This window comes from Chitinophaga sp. Cy-1792 (assembly GCF_011752935.1).
Classification (GTDB): domain Bacteria; phylum Bacteroidota; class Bacteroidia; order Chitinophagales; family Chitinophagaceae; genus Chitinophaga.
This window is the reverse complement of sequence record NZ_VWWO01000001.1, coordinates 13,148-32,481: the sequence shown is the minus strand read 5'-3', so window position 1 is coordinate 32,481 and position 19,334 is coordinate 13,148. Positions and strand designations below refer to the sequence as shown.

General features: G+C 45.8%; 13 protein-coding genes. 5 read left to right on the top strand and 8 right to left on the bottom strand.

Features of this window, described 5'->3' with window-relative positions; translation table 11 throughout:
• Window positions 1-18: 18 nt before the first annotated feature.
• Entirely contained in the window at window positions 19-3,195 is a 3,177-nt protein-coding gene (locus tag F3J22_RS00120; protein ID WP_167013081.1) for an efflux RND transporter permease subunit, read from the top strand.
• On the top strand, window positions 3,188-4,621 hold the full coding sequence (locus F3J22_RS00115; RefSeq protein WP_167013079.1) for a TolC family protein: 1,434 nt from the start codon (window positions 3,188-3,190) through the stop codon (window positions 4,619-4,621). The genes F3J22_RS00120 and F3J22_RS00115 overlap by 8 nt, the downstream gene beginning before the upstream one ends.
• 56 nt (window positions 4,622-4,677) lie before the next feature.
• On the opposite strand, the gene F3J22_RS00110 is transcribed toward F3J22_RS00115, so the two are convergent.
• Window positions 4,678-5,421: an SDR family oxidoreductase gene (locus F3J22_RS00110; protein WP_167013077.1), complete on the bottom strand. Its 744-nt coding sequence runs from the start codon at window positions 5,419-5,421 to the stop codon at window positions 4,678-4,680.
• A gap of 74 nt (window positions 5,422-5,495) precedes the next feature.
• Between F3J22_RS00110 and F3J22_RS00105 the strand changes: the two genes are divergently transcribed.
• The gene (locus F3J22_RS00105; protein ID WP_167013075.1) at window positions 5,496-5,888 is read left to right on the top strand and encodes a helix-turn-helix domain-containing protein; all 393 of its coding nucleotides are present in this window, start codon (window positions 5,496-5,498) and stop codon (window positions 5,886-5,888) included.
• Between the two features lie 40 nt (window positions 5,889-5,928).
• Here F3J22_RS00105 and F3J22_RS00100 read toward each other — a convergent pair whose 3' ends face one another.
• The 6 genes from F3J22_RS00100 to F3J22_RS00075 form a co-directional block, all read right to left on the bottom strand.
• Window positions 5,929-6,336: a DoxX family protein gene (locus F3J22_RS00100; protein WP_167013073.1), complete on the bottom strand. Its 408-nt coding sequence runs from the start codon at window positions 6,334-6,336 to the stop codon at window positions 5,929-5,931.
• A 185-nt stretch (window positions 6,337-6,521) separates the two neighbouring features.
• Window positions 6,522-7,925 (bottom strand): MBL fold metallo-hydrolase RNA specificity domain-containing protein, encoded by a 1,404-nt coding sequence (locus F3J22_RS00095; protein WP_167013071.1) that lies wholly within the window; start codon window positions 7,923-7,925, stop codon window positions 6,522-6,524.
• A 25-nt stretch (window positions 7,926-7,950) separates the two neighbouring features.
• Window positions 7,951-8,463, bottom strand: coding sequence for a DUF4442 domain-containing protein (locus F3J22_RS00090; protein WP_167013069.1), 513 nt, complete (start codon window positions 8,461-8,463; stop codon window positions 7,951-7,953).
• An 8-nt stretch (window positions 8,464-8,471) separates the two neighbouring features.
• The gene (locus tag F3J22_RS00085; protein ID WP_167013067.1) at window positions 8,472-8,981 is read right to left on the bottom strand and encodes a thioredoxin family protein; all 510 of its coding nucleotides are present in this window, start codon (window positions 8,979-8,981) and stop codon (window positions 8,472-8,474) included.
• A gap of 25 nt (window positions 8,982-9,006) precedes the next feature.
• A complete protein-coding gene (ppk1, locus tag F3J22_RS00080) occupies window positions 9,007-10,983 on the bottom strand; it encodes a polyphosphate kinase 1 (protein ID WP_167013065.1) in 1,977 nt (658 codons plus the stop codon).
• Window positions 10,984-10,994: 11 nt separating this feature from the next.
• A complete protein-coding gene (locus F3J22_RS00075; protein ID WP_167013063.1) occupies window positions 10,995-12,266 on the bottom strand; it encodes a Pycsar system effector family protein in 1,272 nt (423 codons plus the stop codon).
• A 72-nt stretch (window positions 12,267-12,338) separates the two neighbouring features.
• Between F3J22_RS00075 and F3J22_RS00070 the strand changes: the two genes are divergently transcribed.
• Together F3J22_RS00070 and F3J22_RS00065 are read left to right on the top strand one after the other, a co-directional pair.
• Entirely contained in the window at window positions 12,339-13,196 is an 858-nt protein-coding gene (locus tag F3J22_RS00070) for an SdiA-regulated domain-containing protein (protein ID WP_167013061.1), read from the top strand.
• Window positions 13,193-16,846, top strand: coding sequence for a BamA/TamA family outer membrane protein (locus F3J22_RS00065; RefSeq protein ID WP_167013059.1), 3,654 nt, complete (start codon window positions 13,193-13,195; stop codon window positions 16,844-16,846). Before F3J22_RS00070 ends, F3J22_RS00065 begins: the two co-directional genes overlap by 4 nt.
• On the opposite strand, the gene F3J22_RS00060 is transcribed toward F3J22_RS00065, so the two are convergent.
• Window positions 16,829-19,177 carry a GAF domain-containing protein gene (locus F3J22_RS00060; RefSeq protein WP_167013057.1) on the bottom strand — a complete coding sequence of 783 codons (2,349 nt, stop codon included), beginning with the start codon at window positions 19,175-19,177 and terminating at the stop codon, window positions 16,829-16,831. The two genes, F3J22_RS00065 and F3J22_RS00060, sit on opposite strands and share 18 nt — an antisense overlap.
• Between the last annotated feature and the right edge of the window lie 157 nt (window positions 19,178-19,334).

The window sequence follows — 19,334 nt, the reverse complement described above, 5'->3', positions numbered from 1 at the left end:
TACCAATAACGTAGAGAAATGTTAAATAAGTTTATACAAAGACCGGTACTGTCAATAGTAATCTCTCTCATCATTGTATTCCTTGGTGTGATTGCTGTGACCCAGTTACCGATTACCCAATTTCCATCTATCTCGCCACCGAAAGTAAACGTAGTAGCAGAATATCCTGGTGCTAACGGTGACCTGATGATTAAGTCAGTGATTATTCCGCTGGAACGCGCCATCAACGGTGTTCCCGGCATGAAATACATGGAATCCAGCGCCGGTAATGACGGTGAGGCCAATATTCAGGTAGTATTCAATCTGGGTACCGACCCTAACCAGGCCTCACTGAACGTGCAGAACCGCGTGGCTTCTGTAACCAATAAACTGCCGCCACTGGTTGTACGTGAAGGGGTGAAGATCAGCCGTGAAGAATCGAACATGCTGATGTACATCAACCTTTTCAGTACGGATCCCAAGGCCGACCAGAAGTTCCTGTTCAACTTCGCAGACATTAACCTCCTGCCGGAAATCAAACGTGTAGACGGAGTTGGTTTTGCGGACATCCTGGGTACCAGGGAATATGCCATGAGGATATGGCTGAAACCTGACAGGATGCTGGCTTACAAGATTTCTGCAGATGAAGTAATGGATGCACTGGATAAGCAAAGTCTGGAAGCCTCTCCGGGTAAAACAGGTGAAAGCTCCGGTAAAAGATCACAGTCGTTCGAATATGTACTGAAATATTCCGGAAGGTTCAACAGCAAGGAGCAATACGAAAACGTTATCCTTCGCTCCAATGCCAACGGTGAGATCCTTCGCCTGAAAGATGTTGCTGAGATTGAGTTTGGTAGCTCCATGTACGATATCTATTCCAGTCTGAATGGTCACCCTTCAGCGGCATTGGTATTAAAACAATCATACGGTAGTAACGCCCAGCAGGTTATTAAAGACGTAAAAGCCAAGCTGGAAGAGATTAAAGCGACTTCCTTTCCTAAAGGAATGGATTATGAAATCAGTTACGACGTATCCAAGTTCCTGGATGCTTCTATTGAAAAGGTGTTACACACCCTGGTAGAAGCCTTTATCCTGGTGGGTATCGTGGTATTCCTCTTCCTGGGCGACTGGCGTTCTACGCTGATCCCTACCATGGCAGTACCTGTATCCCTGATCGGTACTTTCGTGTTTATGCAGTTCTTCGGTATCACGCTGAACCTCATCACCTTATTCGCATTGGTACTGGCTATCGGTGTGGTAGTGGATGATGCGATCGTGGTAATTGAGGCAGTGCATGCGAAGATGGAAGAAGAGCACCTCGGACCATTCAAGGCTACCAAACGGGCCATGAAAGAGATTGCCGGTGCTATCATTGCTATCACCTTCCTGATGGCGGCGGTGTTCATTCCGGTGGCGTTCATGTCGGGTCCTGTAGGTATCTTCTACCGCCAGTTCTCTATCACCATGGCTACGGCGATCATCCTGTCGGGTATCGTAGCGTTGACGCTGACACCTGCGCTTTGCGCCATGATCCTGAAAAACAACCATGGTAAACAGAAGAAGAAATCTCCTGTAGATAAATTCCTGGATGGTTTCAACAAAGGATTTGATAAAACTTCCAATAAATACCAGAAAATCCTGGGTGTAATTATCAATAGAAGAGTAGTCACCTTCGGTATGCTGGTGGCCTTCAGTATTGGTACTTACTTCCTGAGTGGCAGCGTGCCTTCCGGCTTCATCCCGAATGAAGACCAGGGTATGTTCTACGCTATTATCCAGACTCCTCCGGGATCATCTCTGGAAAGAACAAATGAAATTTCTGAAAAACTTCAGAAGATAGCGGAGAAGGTAGAAGGTGTTAAATCTGTGTCTGCACTGGCGGGTTATGAGATCCTGACAGAGGGTACAGGTTCTAACTCCGGTACCTGTCTGATCAACCTGAAAAGCTGGGAAGAGCGTAAGCATTCTGCACAGGAAATCATCAATGAGCTGGAAGAGAAATCGAAAGATATCACCGGCGCGAATATTGAATTCTTCCAGCCACCAGCCGTTCCTGGTTATGGTGCTGCGGGTGGTTTCGAGTTGCGTTTGCTGGATAAAGCCGGTATGGGTGATGCCCATAAGATGGAGCAGGTGAGCAACGATTTTGTGAAAGAGCTGAGTAAACGTAAGGAGTTAGCTTCTGTGTTCAGCTTCTATAGCGCCAGCTTCCCGCAATATATGCTGGATGTGGATAATGACCTTGCCCAACAGAAAGGTGTTACCATCGATAATGCGATGAATACCTTATCCACACTGGTAGGTAGTAACTATGAGATCAGCTTTATCAAATTCGATCGTCAGTACAAGGTGATCGTGCAGGCAGCCCCTGAATACAGGGCCTTGCCGGAGGATATCCTGAAATTATATGTGAAGAACGACCGTGATGAAATGGTGCCATTCTCTGCATTTATGAAGATGACCAAAGTGTATGGTTTGTCTGAAAATACCAGGCATAACATGTACAGCTCTTCACAGATCAGTGGTTCTGCAGCGCCAGGCTACAGTAGTGGTGAGGCTATCCGGATTATTGATGAAGTAGCGAAGAAAACATTGCCAAGAGGTTATGGTATCGACTGGGCGGGTATTTCCAAAGATGAGGTAGCGCAGGGTAACCAGGCGATCTACATCTTCCTGATCTGTCTTGGTTTCGTATACCTGATCCTTTCTGCACAGTATGAAAGTTTCATTCTGCCACTGGCGGTAATTTTATCGTTGCCAGCGGGTATTTTCGGTGCATTCTTCCTGTTAAAGGTAATGGGCCTGGAAAACAACATCTATGCGCAGATTGCGATGGTAATGCTGATTGGTTTGCTTGGTAAGAACGCGGTATTGATCGTGGAATTTGCTGCACAGCGACATGAAGCAGGTATCTCTGTATTGAAGGCTGCGATGGAAGGTGCCAAGGTAAGGTTCCGTCCTATCCTGATGACATCCTTCGCCTTCATTGCCGGTCTTATTCCGCTGGTATTTGCCAGTGGCCCGGGTAAGGTAGGTAACAGAACCATCGGTACAGCTGCTGCGGGTGGTATGTTGTTCGGAACAGTTTTCGGTGTACTGGTAATTCCTGGATTGTACTACATATTCGGAACTATTGCCTCTAAACGGAAACTGGTGAAGAAGGAAGATGAAAATCCATTAACCGAAGAAATCGAGGAGAATAAAGTATATGCATAAGCAAAAGATAAATAAAGGTATTGGAGCACTGGGAATTTGCCTGGCAATTGCAAGCTGTAAAGTGCCTGCAATTGTTCAGGTAAATGAGAACAAAAGTGTGCCTCAGGCCTATAATGATAAACAGGATTCAACAAATATTGCTTCCATACAATGGAAGGAATTCTTTACCGATAAAGACCTTGTAAACCTGATCGATACTGCGTTAAAAAATAACCAGGAACTGAACATCACTTTACAGGAAATAGAAATCGCTAAAAACGATATCCGTTCTAAAAAAGCTGCATTACTGCCTACCGTAGGTGGCAGGATAGGCGCCGGTTACGAGAAGGTAGGAAAGTATACCAGCCAGGGCGCTGGTGATGCTTCCGCTGAAATCATACCGGGAAAAACAGTACCTGAAGTACTGGGAGATTATAATATCTCTGCTTATGCCAACTGGGAAGTGGACATCTGGAAAAAGCTGCATAACTCCAAGAAAGCAGCTGTTACGAGGTACTTATCTACAGTAGAAGGTAAGAACTTCGTTATCACTAACCTGATCGCGGAAATAGCTAATTCCTATTACGAGCTGTTATCACTGGATAATCAATTACTGATCGTCAGACAATCAATAGAACTGCAGAAAAACGCGCTGGATATCGTTAAGATCCAGAAGGAAGCTGCCAGGGCTACTGAGTTGGGTGTGAAGAAGTTTGAAGCGGAGGTATTGAAGTCGCAGAGTATGGAATACGATATCCTGCAGCAGATTAAAGAAGCGGAAAATAAGATCAATCAGTTATTAGGTCGTTATCCACAGGAGATTCCAAGAGAAAAGGGCAATTTCCTGGCATTGCTGCCGCCGATGGTACAACAGGGGATTCCTTCACAGCTGCTGGCTAACCGCCCGGATATCAAACAGGCCGAACTGGACCTGTCAGCTGCGAAGCTGGATGTGAAAGTAGCCCGTGCAGAATTCTACCCTTCTTTCGGGATCTCTGCTACACTGGGTTTCCAGGCATTCAGACCTGATTACCTGTTCAGACTCCCTGAGTCGCTGTTATCTTCACTGGCAGGTGATCTGGCAGGGCCGTTGATCAACCGTAATGCTATTGCAGCTGAATTCAACAGTGCCAATGCACGACAAATACAGGCTATGTACAACTATGAACGCACTATTCTGAATGCATATATAGAAGTATCTAACCAGTTGTCTAATATCAATAACCTGGATAAGAGTTATGATATAAAATCTAAGCAGGTAGATGCATTATCTAAATCCATCGATATCGCTAATGATCTGTTCAAATCAGCCAGGGCAGATTATTTCGAGGTACTGATGACGCAGCGTGATGCACTCGAGGCTAAACTCGATCTGATAGAAACAAAAAGAGATCAGCTGAATGCTGTCGTTAATGTTTATAGAGATTTGGGGGGTGGTTGGAAGTAACGCTGCTCTTCTTTTAGGTAGCCGTCTCTACACGTAGAGACGGCTTTTTTATTTTATCAGGCAACGCTCATACCGCCGTCCATAACGAATTCGGCGCCGGTAATAAAGTTGGCTTCCGGACTGCAGAGATGTGCCACCATCTTACCTACATCTTCCGGTTTTCCCATATGATGCAAAGGAACTTCGCTGATGATAAGTGCCTGTAAGTCTTTCAGCTGCTGATCGCTCAGGCCTTGCTTAGCAAGGATAGGCGTTTCTATCGGTCCCGGACTCACGGCATTTACTCTTATCTTTCGTGGTGCCAGCTCCATGGCCGCCGTCCGCATAATGGCGTTCAACGCAGATTTGCTGGAAGAATATATGGACGAATTGGGGCGGTTCATATGTGCGGTATTAGAAGAGAGGAACACCACAGCAGCTCCCTCGTTCAGTAATGGAATAAAGCGACTGAGGGTAAAATAAGCTCCTTTGAAATTAACGTTCATTACGCTGTCAAACACTTCCTCAGCTGCATCTTCGATGGCTGCGCCGCCTAATATGCCGGCATTGATAAACAGGATATCTATCTTACTATATTGCTGTTTAATATTTTCTGCAAGGACTTCAATGTCAGCAACTTTGCCCTGGTCAGATACCATTGCTGTAACGCCAAGTGCCTGTCCCGCCGCTTCCACGGCCTCTTTCCTGCGGCCGGTGATAATCACATCTGCGCCTTGTTCCTTCAAAACCTTTGCTGTAGCATATCCTATACCGCTGTTTCCGCCGGTGACAACCGCCACCTTATTTGTTAATCCTTTCATGGCTTTTTTATTTTTTGTCAAAGTTATAGTGAGATTGGTATAACTTTGTAACCAGTATCACAGAGTATACCAGTATGAAAGATGATAAAAGACTGGAATTGGTGAAGGAAGTCCTTTCCAATCCACGCAATCAGAAAGATGAAGTGCAGGCGCTGCAGGACACGATCTATGTGATCGGTGGCAAATGGCGGCTGCCTATCATCAATGCGATCTGTAACGGTAACCACCGTTTCCGTGAGATAGAGCGCAGCATTCCGGGCATAACTACCCGTATGCTATCGCGGGAGTTAAAAGAGATGGAGGCCAATCAGCTGATAAAAAGAACAGTAACGCCTGATTATCCGGTGGTAGTGGAGTATACCGCTACTGATTATTGCCGTTCTTTCGGAGATATCATCCTGGAGATGATCAAATGGGGAAAACATCACCGCGAGAAAATCATTAAGGGAAAATCAACTGAAGCATAAAGAAAGCGGGCCGCAGCCCGCTTCCACACCCCGTCAATAATCAGCCAAATACTGTTTCCGTTGTATTTGGTGTGATGTCTACCCTATATAATTTTCTGAACATAATGTAGGTTACTGACACCATTACAAATGCTACTATGGCGTCTGTGGCAGCTGCAAATCCCAGCACTGCTATCTTTGAGCCAAAGGCAAATAGGATATCAAAAAATACACCTGCAAAAACCCATTCTTTTAATCGTAATAATTTACCTGGTACCAGCAACACTGCTACACCGGATAATTTCGCTATTCCAAGTAAATAGATGAAGTGCGGAGGGTAACCCAGTTGCTGCGTAATGCCCCATACTATCTGGTTTCCGGTGATTTCAAAGAAACCGCTTGCGCCAAACCATAAAGAAGTTAAGATGACGCCTGTCCAATAAATAAGTGTAGTTGTTTTCTGTTTCATAATATCAGGAGTTTTATGTGTGAATGATGATGACACAAAATTGCGTCGCTGATAGCGCCTGACATAATGAAAGTCCCTGAGTTGGACGAATAGGCCGGTGACCCGGACAGGAGCAGAGGTGGAAAAACAACAGGCCGTCTCTACTGGGTAGAAACGGCCTGTTGAACAAAAGCTTTATACTGTTATCAGGTTAATCCGATTTCATAATGTCTGTAAGGGATTTCAATATCGAGAAATCCTTTTTTATGTAACCAGTTTCTGAAAATTTGTTGTACTTCATATTCTCCATGTACGAGGAAGAGCTTTTTAATTTCTCTTGGGTCCTGGCAGGAGAGCCACTGGCTGAGATCTTCATAATCGCCATGGGCACTCATGGAGCGGATAACGCCTACTTCTGCGTTTACTTCAAAGCGGGTACCATAGATAGATACCTCTTTGGCGCCACGCATCAGGCGGCCACCTAATGATTCGGGCTCGCAATAGCCTACGATCAGGATGGTGTTTTTCGCATCATCGATATTATTGGCGATGTGGTGTTTCACCCTTCCTGCTTCCGCCATACCTGAAGCAGAAATGATCACACAAGGTTCCTTCCTGAAGTTCAGGTTCTTGGATTCGTCTACTGATTTTACATAGCGCAGGCCAGGAAAATCAAATGGATCGTTATCACGTTTCAGCAGATCAGACACCTGTTTATTAAACACCTCCGGATGCTCTTTGGTAACTTCGGTCGCTTCCGTGGATAATGGACTATCTACGAAGATATCGATATGCGGCAGTTTTCCGGACAGTTGTGCATTATTCAGTGCATATAATAATTCCTGGGTACGGCCAACGCTAAATGCAGGAATGATCAGCTTTCCGCCTTTTTCAACGCAGGTATGCTGAATATAACGTAGCAGCTCATCATCGGCAGGTTTGGCATCTGCGTGGAGTGTGCTGCCGTAGGTGGATTCCATCAGTATATAATCTGCCTGTGGAAAAACAGCAGGAGATTTGAGAATAGCATCGTTATAGCGTCCGATGTCACCACTGAAAGTAATCTGTTCTGTCTTGCCGTTTTCAGTGATGCGGAGATGCACGGCGGCAGCGCCTACGATATGTCCTGCATCTGTAAACATAACCTGGATATCCGGGTCTATTTTTGTCCAGGTGTTATAGCCGGTTGGTTTCAGAAAGCCGATAGACATTTTAGCATCTTCCACTGTGTAAAGTGGTTGCAGGTAAGGAGCGCCTTCTTTTGCGCGTTTCTTGTTGGAAAACTTGATATCATCTTCCTGTATTTCTGCAGAATCCAGCAGGAGAATTTCTGCCATATCCCTGGTACCTGGCGTACAATAGATAGGGCCATTGTAGCCTTGCTTGATCAGTCGCGGTATAAGGCCGGTATGATCAATATGAGCGTGAGACAACACCATGTACGTGACTTCCTTCGGATCGAAGCCAAACTCCCTGTTTAATGCGTCTGTTTCTTTTCCCATACCCTGGAACATACCACAATCGAGCAGGATTTTTTTACCACTCTTCAGAGTGATCAGGTGCTTGGAACCCGTTACTGTACGGGCGGCGCCATGAAATGCTATCTTCATAACTTAGGATATTTTGTTAACAGATTTACTTTGATTTAAAAGACCATGTGATTGCAAATGAGGCAACGAGTATGCCATCTTTATTTTTACCTTCTGAACGAACAGTTACTGATGTTGGTGTTTTTTCCCTGATGGCCTGCTCCATGGCTGCTTTCATGGCAGGAATATCCGTGCAGGTAAAATATGTTTTACCTACTGCCTTCTTCATATAATCTGCCTGCATACTTGTAACCAGCATGGATATATGTGCTTTTGTACTTTGGGTATACATCATGGCTGGCAGTCCTGTGCTTAGTTCTGCGGCCATAGACAGACATGCGAAATAGGTAGAGTTAAATGGATTTTGCGATAGCCACATATAAGGTACACTGGTTACACATTGCTCCTCTGATACCGATACCAGCCTGACGCCGGAAGTCCATGCAGCGGGTAGTTTCCAGAACATGAATGCTGAAAACTTAAACGGATGCTGTGCAAATCTTATGAAAGATTGCACAGCATCCGTATCAAAGTAGGTGATGCCATTATCTGTGGCCATAGCTTTAATTATTCATTGACATAATTAGATGGCTGTAATGCTGCCGGGCTCCATTGTTTCAGCATATCCTGTACTTTCTTCTTATCATAGGAATCTGCTGACTCCAACAGGCCGGAATTCTGGGTGTGCAGGCGGTTGCCTTTGGCATCCAGGATAACGATTACAGGGAATCCGAAACGCTGTGGATAACCTAACTCTTTTAATATAGGCAGGTTTTTATTTTCCTTGCTATAATTCAGGTGATATACCACATAATTCTTTTCCATGGCTGATTTCAGGTCTGCATCATCTTCCGTGAATTTGTAGAAGCGTTTGCACCAGATACACCAGTTGCCGCCAATCTGAACCAACACATGTTTGTTTTCTTTTGCTGCCTGGGCAATGGCTGCGGTTAAATCTTTCTTCGCATCGGCAGTTGGATTGTAGATATGTTCTAAATCCAGGTTATGTGTTTGAGCGTTGGCTGCGGGAATAATAAATCCGAGACTCAACATCAACATCCATACGTACTTCTTCATAAACAAAATATTCAATAATTGTAATTTACTCTATTTTCCCGATATACGCTGTTATTGCAGATTGTGCATGTGCAGGGTCCTGTAATTGCAGGTCTACTATGTCTTTCAGCTGCCGGCGGATGGCCGGGTCATATACCGGCACACATACTTCGATGCGCCTGTGCAGGTTCCGGTTCATCCAGTCTGCGGAGCCCATATAGATCTCTTCCTGGCCGTCGTTATGGAAAATGAATACCCTGGCATGTTCCAGGAACCTATCCACAATGCGTACCACTTTAATATTGGGATCAGGCACCAGGCAGCAGATACTTCGAACGATCAGATCTATCTTGATACCTGCTTCGGCGGCTTCATATAGCTTGGCTATCATGGCTTTTTCCTGCAGGTTATTCAACTTGATAGTGATCCTGGCGGGTTTTCCTGCCCGGACATTGGCAATCTCCCGGTCTATTAGCCATTTGAAGCGGTCAGTCATGTTAAACTGAGCCACCAGCAAATGTTTGAACTCCAGGTATTGATAATCTGCCGGTTGCTCCCTGCTTTGAAGGTAGAGAAACAATAGTTCCATTTCCCGCGTTATGCCGGGATGGGAGGTAAACAGGATGTGATCTGCATAGAAACGGGCGGTGCTTTCGTTGAAATTGCCGGTGGCTATCAGCCCTGAATAATCATGGTAGTAACCACGCTTACGCTTCACCAGCGCAGTTTTTGCATGCACCTTCATACCCGGTATGCTATATACGATTTTAACGCCGGCATCTTTCATCCGCTTTGCCCAGCGGATATTATTCGCTTCATCGAAGCGGGCTTTCAGCTCCACGAATACAGTCACCTGCTTACCATTTTTAGCGGCGGTAATCAGTGCCTGTGCTATCTGTGAGCCGGATGCAATGCGGTACAGCGTGACATATATCTCTGTAACATCCCTGTCTATGGCAGCCTCGTTAAAGAATCGCAGAACATAATCATAGCGCTGATAGGGCACGTGCACGATCAGGTCCTGGCGTTGTATCAGGTCCAGGATATGATCAGTTTCAGCTGCCATGGCTATTTTAGCAGGTGTATTTTTAGGGTAGAATACATCTGTCAGCGGGAGCGGTAAAGGGAAGTCGTTCAGATCTTTGAGATTATGGTACCTGCCGCCAGCCACCATTTCTTCCGGTTTTATTTTCAGGTAACCGGAAAGGTACTGTTGCAATGGCATTGGCATTGCAGCGTCAAAAAGAAACCTGGTAGGCACGCCCAGCTCGCGTTTCCGGATCAGCGTTTCTACTTCTTCCAGTATATCTCCCTTAAACTCGTCCATATCCATTTCTGCATTACGGGTCAGCTTAAAGCTATAGCAGCCATTGATCTGGTATCCGGGGAAGATATAATCCAGGTGATAGCGGATGATATCATCCAGCATGGTTATCTGCGCCAGTCCGTCTTCTTTTGGTAGTTGAAAAAAGCGGGGCAGGGCGGCAGGTATATTCAGCAAAGCATATTTGATCTGATCAGGCTTTTGCCGGCTGGATAGGGACACCGCGAAATACAATGCGTTGTTTTCCGGGAAGTAGTCTTTTTCAGAGTCGGCAAGAAATACCGGTTGCAGATAAGTAAGTATGCTGGTAAGCAGATATTCTTTTGTTAGTTTTAACTGAAGATCAGTAAACGGCTCATTATAGCAGAGGTGAATACCCCGATCTTTTAATGCCGGCAGGATTTCTCTGGTAAGTATCTGCCCGTAGGTTTCCTGCTGCCGGTTGATTTCGGTCAATACCTGCCGCAGCGTATCCTGGCTGACAGTTTCATCCCCGCCGGCATCCGGTTCCTTTTCCAGCAGTTTGTTTACCGCCATGATTGCCGGCATCCTTACCCTGAAAAATTCGTCCAGGTTAGAAGAAAATATGGACAGGAATTTTATTCGCTCATATAAAGGTACCTGTTGGTCCTGTGCCATGGTAAGTACCCGGAAATTGAATGATAACCAGCTAAGGTCCCGATTAAACAAAGGCGTCATAACTATATCACTTAGGCTTTAACCGGAAAAAATATTGCTGCGATCAAAAAGGCCAGCACAGAGGCTATCAGGCCAAACATAAATACGTTATAGGATATACGAAGCAGCTTGTATTTCTTACCCAGCACTACACCAAGATGATATACATCCCTGGTCATGCTGCTATAGAGAAAATCTGCATCGTTCATCATCTGCTTCATACCCCATTCATATTCTTCCAGCTTCATCCTGTAGAAATTCCCAAAGAACAAGAGATTGGCATCTTTACGGGAAATATCTTCCCTGGTAAAAGTACCGCTGGTAACATTGGGCCTGGTGGCCAGCACCGCGAAGATGACGGTGACTACGCTGGTGGTGATAAACAGAATGGAGGGAATGAGGAAGTTCGGATAATCTTCCAGTCTGCGTATAAGAACGCTGAGTAAGATGGAAATGATGATGGAGTTTACCGTGATCATAATATGCGCCTTGCTATCGGCCATGGAGCTGAGACGGATATGATTGGTAGAAGTGATACGGAACATGGTTTCGACGCCGCGTTCAGGCTTTTTCACTTTCTCCTTTTCCTTATTACCAGGTCTGTTGATTCTTGTTAGTGGTTGTGTAGTGGGCGTACTCGCAGTTGTATCTGTGGTTTCCGCGGTTTCAACTGTTTTTTTCTCTGCCTTGCTTTCTTCTTCCAGTCGCTTATCCAGCTTTTTCTGCAGCTGCCTGATATTGTCCTCTTTCTGCTGTTTGAGCAGAGTCCGGGCGTAGTCTGTCCAGTACTGGTGTTCGGTCAGGAACTTAATATTGCCTCTCAGCCAGTCTATACGATTGATTTCTTTCTGATGGATGAGTTCTATTTCATGCCTGAGCAGTTTAGCTCTGTCGGCATATTCCTTAGTTCCAAGGTGAAAGAGGTCAGCATCACAAACTATTTGTTCTATAAGGTTTTTGGGCGACTGCGGCATTTTTGTTGCCAGGATACAGCCTTTTACCATTTGCTGTAATGTGTCGGAGGCTCCTTGCTGCTGGAGGAAGAGCACTGCCTGCTGGGCACCGTTTTGTTCATGTACTTTGCCTTCTCCTTCCAGGTAGCCTTCATCATGAAACCAGGCAGCAACATATACGGCGGTCAGCTCATCATCCTGAAGGTGGTAATGGGCAGCTATCTGTCCGGCAGCATTCACTACCGCCTGCGTATGTACGAGGTTATGATAAAGCAGCTCGGGTTTGGGATGGGCTGTATACCTTGCCAGTACGTATTCTTTTGCTGCTTCTATGATGGCCGTATTTTCCATAGTACGAAGATGATTAAATCCAATCTGAAGTTACTGTATTTTTGAGTTAAATTTAAGCTATAATATATCACTATGGATCGCCGATTCCTTCCATTGTTGCTGATTTTTCTGGTATCATGTAACTATTTCGCCGACAGGGAAGAAAGAATATTCTCTTCACCTGCCGGCTACGACCTGGCAAGTCCTGTCAGGTACCGTGTCAGAGAGTCTATGCAGGAAATTTCCGGTATTGTCTTACACCCCGATGAACATAATATCATCGCCATCAACGATGAAGAAGGCTACATTTACCAGATTGATGTTGACGCCACCAAAGCCTATCCCAAATGGAAATTTGGTAAAAGCGGAGATTATGAGGATATCTGCCGAACAGATAGCGGCTGGTTTGTGTTGAAGAGTAATGGCAGCCTCTATCGTGTTCATGGATTGTTTACGAATGATTCTCTTACAACGGATCATTATAAACTCAGGAAAAGAGACGGTAAACAGGAGTTTGAAGCCACCTACTATGATAAGGCAAAAAACAGCATCTTTATGATATGTAAGAATTGTGAAGATGATAAGAAAGAAGGTGTTACCAGTGCTTTTCAGTTTCACCTTGACAGTATGACTTTCGACTCTGTACCTGCCTATCAGTTCAGTGCGCCTGAAATAGCAAAACTGGCCGGTGCAGACATTCGTTTCTTCAAACCCAGTGCCGCCGCTATTCATCCGCTGGAACACCGCCTCTATATACTGGCTTCCGTGAATCAGCTACTGGTAATTGCCGATTTGGACGGCCATGTGCAGGAAGCACATAACCTGCGTCACCGGTTATTCCGTCAACCCGAAGGCATCGGCTTCGCTGATAACGGAGACATGTACATCTCTAATGAAGGTGGCTACGATGGCGTAGCCAATATTCTAAAATTCACCTATCATAAAAAATGAGACTGAAATATACATTTAGCATCATCTTCTCCCTACTGTCCGCATCATCCCTGTTTGCACAGGACGATCAGGTGAAGCAACGTTTTATCCTCATTGGCGATGCCGGCGAACTCCATGCCAATGGACATAATTCCGTCGTAGATGCCGTAAGGTCCAAATATAATATGCAGGATAGCCGCAATACTGTCCTGTTCCTGGGAGATAACGTATACCCGTTGGGGTTACCTGATTCACTCAATAAAAAATATCCAACGGCAAAACAAATCCTGGACTACCAGATAGACCTCGTGAAAGGCACCGCCTCCAGAGGCTTTATCATCCCCGGAAACCACGACTGGCAGAAAAGTAAACCGGGCGGCTGGCAGCAAATCCGTAACCAGCAACGTTATGTCGACTCCCTACAGCTGCCAAACGTTGCCTTTTTCCCGAAGGATGGCTGCCCTGGCCCTGTAGCAGTCAATATCTCCGACGACGTCACCCTCATTATCATGGATAGTGAATGGTGGGTCTTCCCCTATGAGAAACCAGGCGTAGAGTCCGACTGCGATTGTAAAACCAGGGAAGAAGTATTAGTGAAGATATCTGAGCTGGTAGCACTCAACAAAAATAAACTCATCGTTTTTGCCACCCACCATCCATTCCGTAGCCACGGCCCTCATGGTGGATATTATACCATCAAACAGCATATCTTCCCGCTGACAGACCTGAAACCATGGCTGTACCTGCCTTTGCCGGTAATCGGTTCCATATATCCGCTTACGAGGGGCGTTTTCGGAACACCGGAAGATCTTCCCAATCCACAATACCAGGAAATGGTGAAAGGTGTGGAAGAAGCTACGAAACAGCATGGCCCGGTAGTCTTTGTTTCCGGCCATGATCACACATTGCAGCTCATAAAAGATAACGGTAACGACTATATCGTCAGTGGCAGCGGCGCCAAAAATAACCGCGTGAAAATGGGCAAAAATTCGCTGTACGCCACCTGCGATAATGGTTTCAGCGTACTGGAACTTTTAAAGGACAGCTCCGTTCATGTTAAATATTTCCTGGCCTCCGATCTCAGCAAGCCTTCCTTTGAAGATACATTGCTGCATTTCTCCGACTTCCGCCGCCTGGGGCTGACATTTCAACAACCAGCTTCCCTGCCGAAAGAAGTGACCCTGCCGGCAGACTCCACCTACAATGATGTAGGCAGGTTCCATAAATGGCTGTTAGGAAAGAACTACCGCGATGTTTGGGCCGCCCCTGTTACCTTCCCGGTGATCGACCTCAGAACAGCCAAAGGCGGACTGAAAATACTCCAGCGCGGCGGCGGTATGCAAACCCGCTCCCTTCGCCTGGAAGACAGCACCGGCACCGAATACGCCATGCGTTCTTTGAAGAAATACCCTTCGGCAGCCATACCGCCTATTCTGAGAGAAACAATCGCCAGAGAAGTAGTACAGGACCAGATATCAGCAGCCAATCCTTATGCGCCGCTGGCAGTAAGCATCCTGGCGGAAGCTGCCAAAGTACCACATACACATCCTACATTCGTATATCTTCCCAAGGATACCATCCTGGGCATCTATGCCAACGACTTCGGAAATGATGTCTACCTCATGGAAGAAAGAGAACCTAAAACCGGCGACAAAGACAAAACATATAACACACCAAAGGTTTTAGACAGAGTACTGGGAGATAATGACAACGTTATAGACCAGAAAAATGTACTGAGAGCCCGTATTTTCGATACCTACATAGGAGATTATGATCGCCATGATGACCAGTGGAGATGGTATAGAGAGAAACATAAAGGGGTGGAATACTATTCGCCGGTGCCTCGTGACCGCGATCAGGCCTTCTTTATTAATACCGGTTTCCTCCCTCGTATTGTGGCCAGACCTGCCTTCATGCCGCAATTCTACGGCTTCCGGAAAAATACGCCACACATCGGCCCATGGAACTTCTCTACCCGCTACTTCGATCGCTCTTTCCTCAATGGCTTAGAAAAAAGCGATTGGGAAAAACAAACCCGTAAACTCGTGGAAAGAATGACCGATAGCGTGTTGGAAGCCGCCGCTTCCGCATTTCCAGATACGGTAAATCATCTCGTAAATCCCTATATGCTCAATACCCTGAAAGAACGCAGGAAGTATATGGACGACATCATGATGCGGTACTACCGCTTCCTGGCCAAGAGAGTTGATGTGCCGGCCACCGAAAAAAATGAACTCATCAAACTCGATAAAAAAGATAATGGAGGCGTCTCCCTGGATATTTATAAAATCAGCAAGAAAAACGAAATCCAGCAAAACATCTACAGCAGAACATTTGATCCGGCAGAAACCAAAGAACTCAACGTCTATGGTCTCGGTGGTAAAGACCGCTGGGAAATCACCGGAGCAAACAGCACACCTATACGAATCCGCCTGATAGGCGGCGCCGACGCTGATTCCTACGTAGATAGCTCCAATGCGGACGGAGGCAAACGCATACGCATATACGACCAGAAAACCGGAAAAGATACCTTTAACGTAAAAGGACAGGAAGCATTAAGACTCTCCAACGACCCTGAAAATATTACCTATGTCAGGAATTTCTATAAATACGATAAGTTCCTTCCTTTACTGGCCGTAGGTTTTAATAAAGATGATGGCATTCTGTTAGGACTCGGCGGGCAATACCTCAAACACGGATTCAGAAAGGAACCATTTGCTTCAAGGCAGACATTTTCCGCCACACATGCACTGGCTACCCGTGCCTGGAACTTCCGCTATGAAGGGATTTTTACAGATGTTATCGGTAAAACAGACCTCGTCGCCCGCGTAACCGCAAAAGCACCGAACAATACCATCAACTTCTTCGGCTTCGGCAACGAAACCGTTTTTGATAAATCGAAACCCGGCAAAATCAGCTACTACCGCGCCAGGTTCAACTTGTACAGCGCAGAAATGCTGCTGAAAACAGACTTCGGTCCCAAATTCAATATCTCTTACGGCCCTGTTGGCGGATATTACGCTTTCAATAAAGGAGAAAACCATAACCGGTTTATCACCGACTGGGCAGTAAATGGCCTGGATTCTGCCAGCACCTACGCCAATAAAGGCTATGTCGGCGGTAAAGTAGTGTTGCAGCTGGATACCCGTAACAATAAACTGATCGCTACCCGCGGCGTATTGTGGACAACCACCTTCACCGGGCTCGGCGGACTCAACAGCTACAGCAATAACATCGGAACATTCAATACCGACTTGAGTATCTACCTCAGTTTCAATAATCCAGACAGATTTGTACTGGTAAGTCGCTTCGGTGGCGGAAAGGTATGGGGTAACTTCGATTACTGGCAGGCATATACGGTAGGTGGCGTGCAAAACCTCCGTGGCTTCCGTAACCAGCGCTTTGCCGGCGAAGCCGGTGCATATAACAATACAGAAGTGCGCCTGAAATTATTTGATGTGAAAACTTATCTGTTGCCTGCCAGCGTGGGTTTGCTGGTGTTTAATGATGTAGGCAGAGTGTGGGCAGCCAACGAAACCTCGCATGTATGGCATGATGGCTGGGGCGGTGGTATATACCTGTCTCCGGTGAATGCACTGATCGTAACAGCGGTGGTAGGGCATTCCAAAGAGGAAACCCTACCGTACTTCACTTTAGGCTTTAGATTCTGATGGGAGGCCATCTAAATTAACCTTTACCCGAAGAGCTTTCAGGCCACTTACGCCCTGAAGCTCTTCGAGGTCGAGCATTTCCAGCTCAGGCAATAAAATATTCTTACTCTGCAGGAAGGTGACATATTTCTTGTACTCTTCCATCTCCCTTACATTAGAATACACAATGGCAATCATACCCGGCTGGGTAAGTCTTTCCCCTGAATCCTTTACATGCACTTTGTCTATCCGTTTCTTGATGATCTCGTAACGGATGTTATAGGCGCCTTCCACGTCAAACCTGCGCTCATCATTGCGGAAGCTGATCGTAATGGGCGCGCTGTGCATCAGTATCATCTGTGTTGTCTGTAATGGTATCTTCAGGTCAGGGACCATTTTATGTGTGATCCTGGCGATGTTGGCCATCGATGAAAGCTGCCACAGTCGCAGGTTACGCAGGTATAAGTTGTCGAATTTCTTCTCCTGGGCAATCGACTGACCGATGTAAATCGTATACTCCACACCATCTGTCCGGTATTTCTCAAAATAACAAGGGAATGACTGTTGGATATACTGCCGCTCTTTCTCCAGGTATTTATTGATAGCACTGTTTACTTTGGCCAGACTCTCTTCATATTCTCTTCTGTGGTGGTAAACATGGCCTTCATGCGCGTCTACATAGGAATAATAGTGTTTCAGCACAGGTTCCAGCTCTTCATTGTTATTGCAGAGATGTTCCAGCACAGGCTGAATTTCCTGTTCTATGAACTCATTTATTTTAGCTTCTTCTCCTGCCAGTAAGGTAGTATGAAGATTGTCCAGTATGTCTCTCGTCTTAAACTGCAACTCTTCCAGCAAAGGCAGGTGCACCGTTTTTGCTACTTCCTGCAGTGTGCCGTTGATGAGCTGTAGCTGCTCTTCCAGGTCTTCACGAATGGCATTACCCTGTTCTATAGAGGAGTTGCGGATGTCTACAGCACCAAATAACGGATACACTTCTTCGAAGCTGATATTACCGATGTCTTTTCGTTCAGCCTCCGGCGTTAGCAGGTATTTCCAGGCGGCATCGGTAAACTTCCACTCCACAGAAGGTTGCAGGGCCGTGAACTGATCTTTGATTACTTCGTTGATGCGGCCTTCCAGGATATTGATACTCCTGTTCAGCATCAGTACCAGCAATGGAAAAATTCCCTGAAGCTGCCACAGTGGCCGTTCAGACAAAGCATTGGCGCGTGACGCTGCCAGTTCCAGCACACCCAGCAATTCTTTTTTATGAACGATAGGGAAGAGGATAAAGCTCCTGATTTTCTTCATGGTAAGATATTTCAGGAATGGGTAATTAGCGATACTCTCTTCTGTTACTTCAGGAATGATCAGTGGCTCCGGACGGCCATGCAGGAAGTCCAGCATCTGCTGAAAGAATAGCTGTTGCTGCTTTTTATTGCCAATGCCCAGCACAGGGTCGGAAGAAGTAAACTGCTCTTCCAGCACCGGTTTACCATTGACTTTAGGAAAAGGCACCATATGTGCCGTAATATCAAAAATCCCCAGGGTGGTAGGAATCATACGCTCCAATGATCGGTAACTGTCGATCTCATTGGTGCTGTTCATGTTCATAACCAGTCCTTTGATGGTATTGACCGCTTCTGATTGCGTTACGTCCTCAATGGTCCAGATGGCAAAGCCTTCCAGCGCAAAATTATCCAGCGGCAGTAAGGTTTCCAGCATATCTACCGACATCTGCCTGGTGCAAAACTGGTTGTAATCCAGCTTTGGCAGTTTACCTTTTACGCGTACATCCACGAAACGTGCGTCTATGTTCACTTTCACCTGTTTGCGCAGTCCGTCGGGCGTATCTATGGTGTGGATAATGTCATTGGCATAACCAATAGGGAAGTGGTAATGTCTGTCCAGGATCAGTTTGTATAACCAGATTTTCTTGTCACGCTTTACACGTGCGATAGACATGCCATGAGGCACTGTTGCCAGGAAATCGTTCTCCCCGGTAAACAGCTGTTTAAACATCTCTGAATAATAAAATACAGAGAATTTATACGGTATGCTGATGCCATAGATATCTTTTTTGGTATCTACGGTAACAGGGAAAATAGCCGCTATTACCAGGTCGAGGTAACTGCGGTATTCGTCCATATTCATATCATCAGGGATAGGGCCCAGTAATTCTGGTTTATCCTGAAATTTGTCGAGTATATATTGATAGAAGACAGTCCTGCCGTCGTGCTCTTTTTCAACCTTATTCTGTAAGAAGCGCAAAAACGGGGCAAACGACACGTTTGACTGAATCATTGTATCATCGTTGAACAGATCCTGGTGCGCAGTTAAAATTTTCATATAAATAATTATTCAGAACCATAGCTGATTCGCAAAAATAAATTCTTCAAAACTAATAACAGTTGAATACAGTGAAGGTTATACAGGGGGGCAGATAGTAATGGAGACGAATAAGAAGGGGCAATATTGTATTTAAAAGATCGTAAGCCGTTATTCT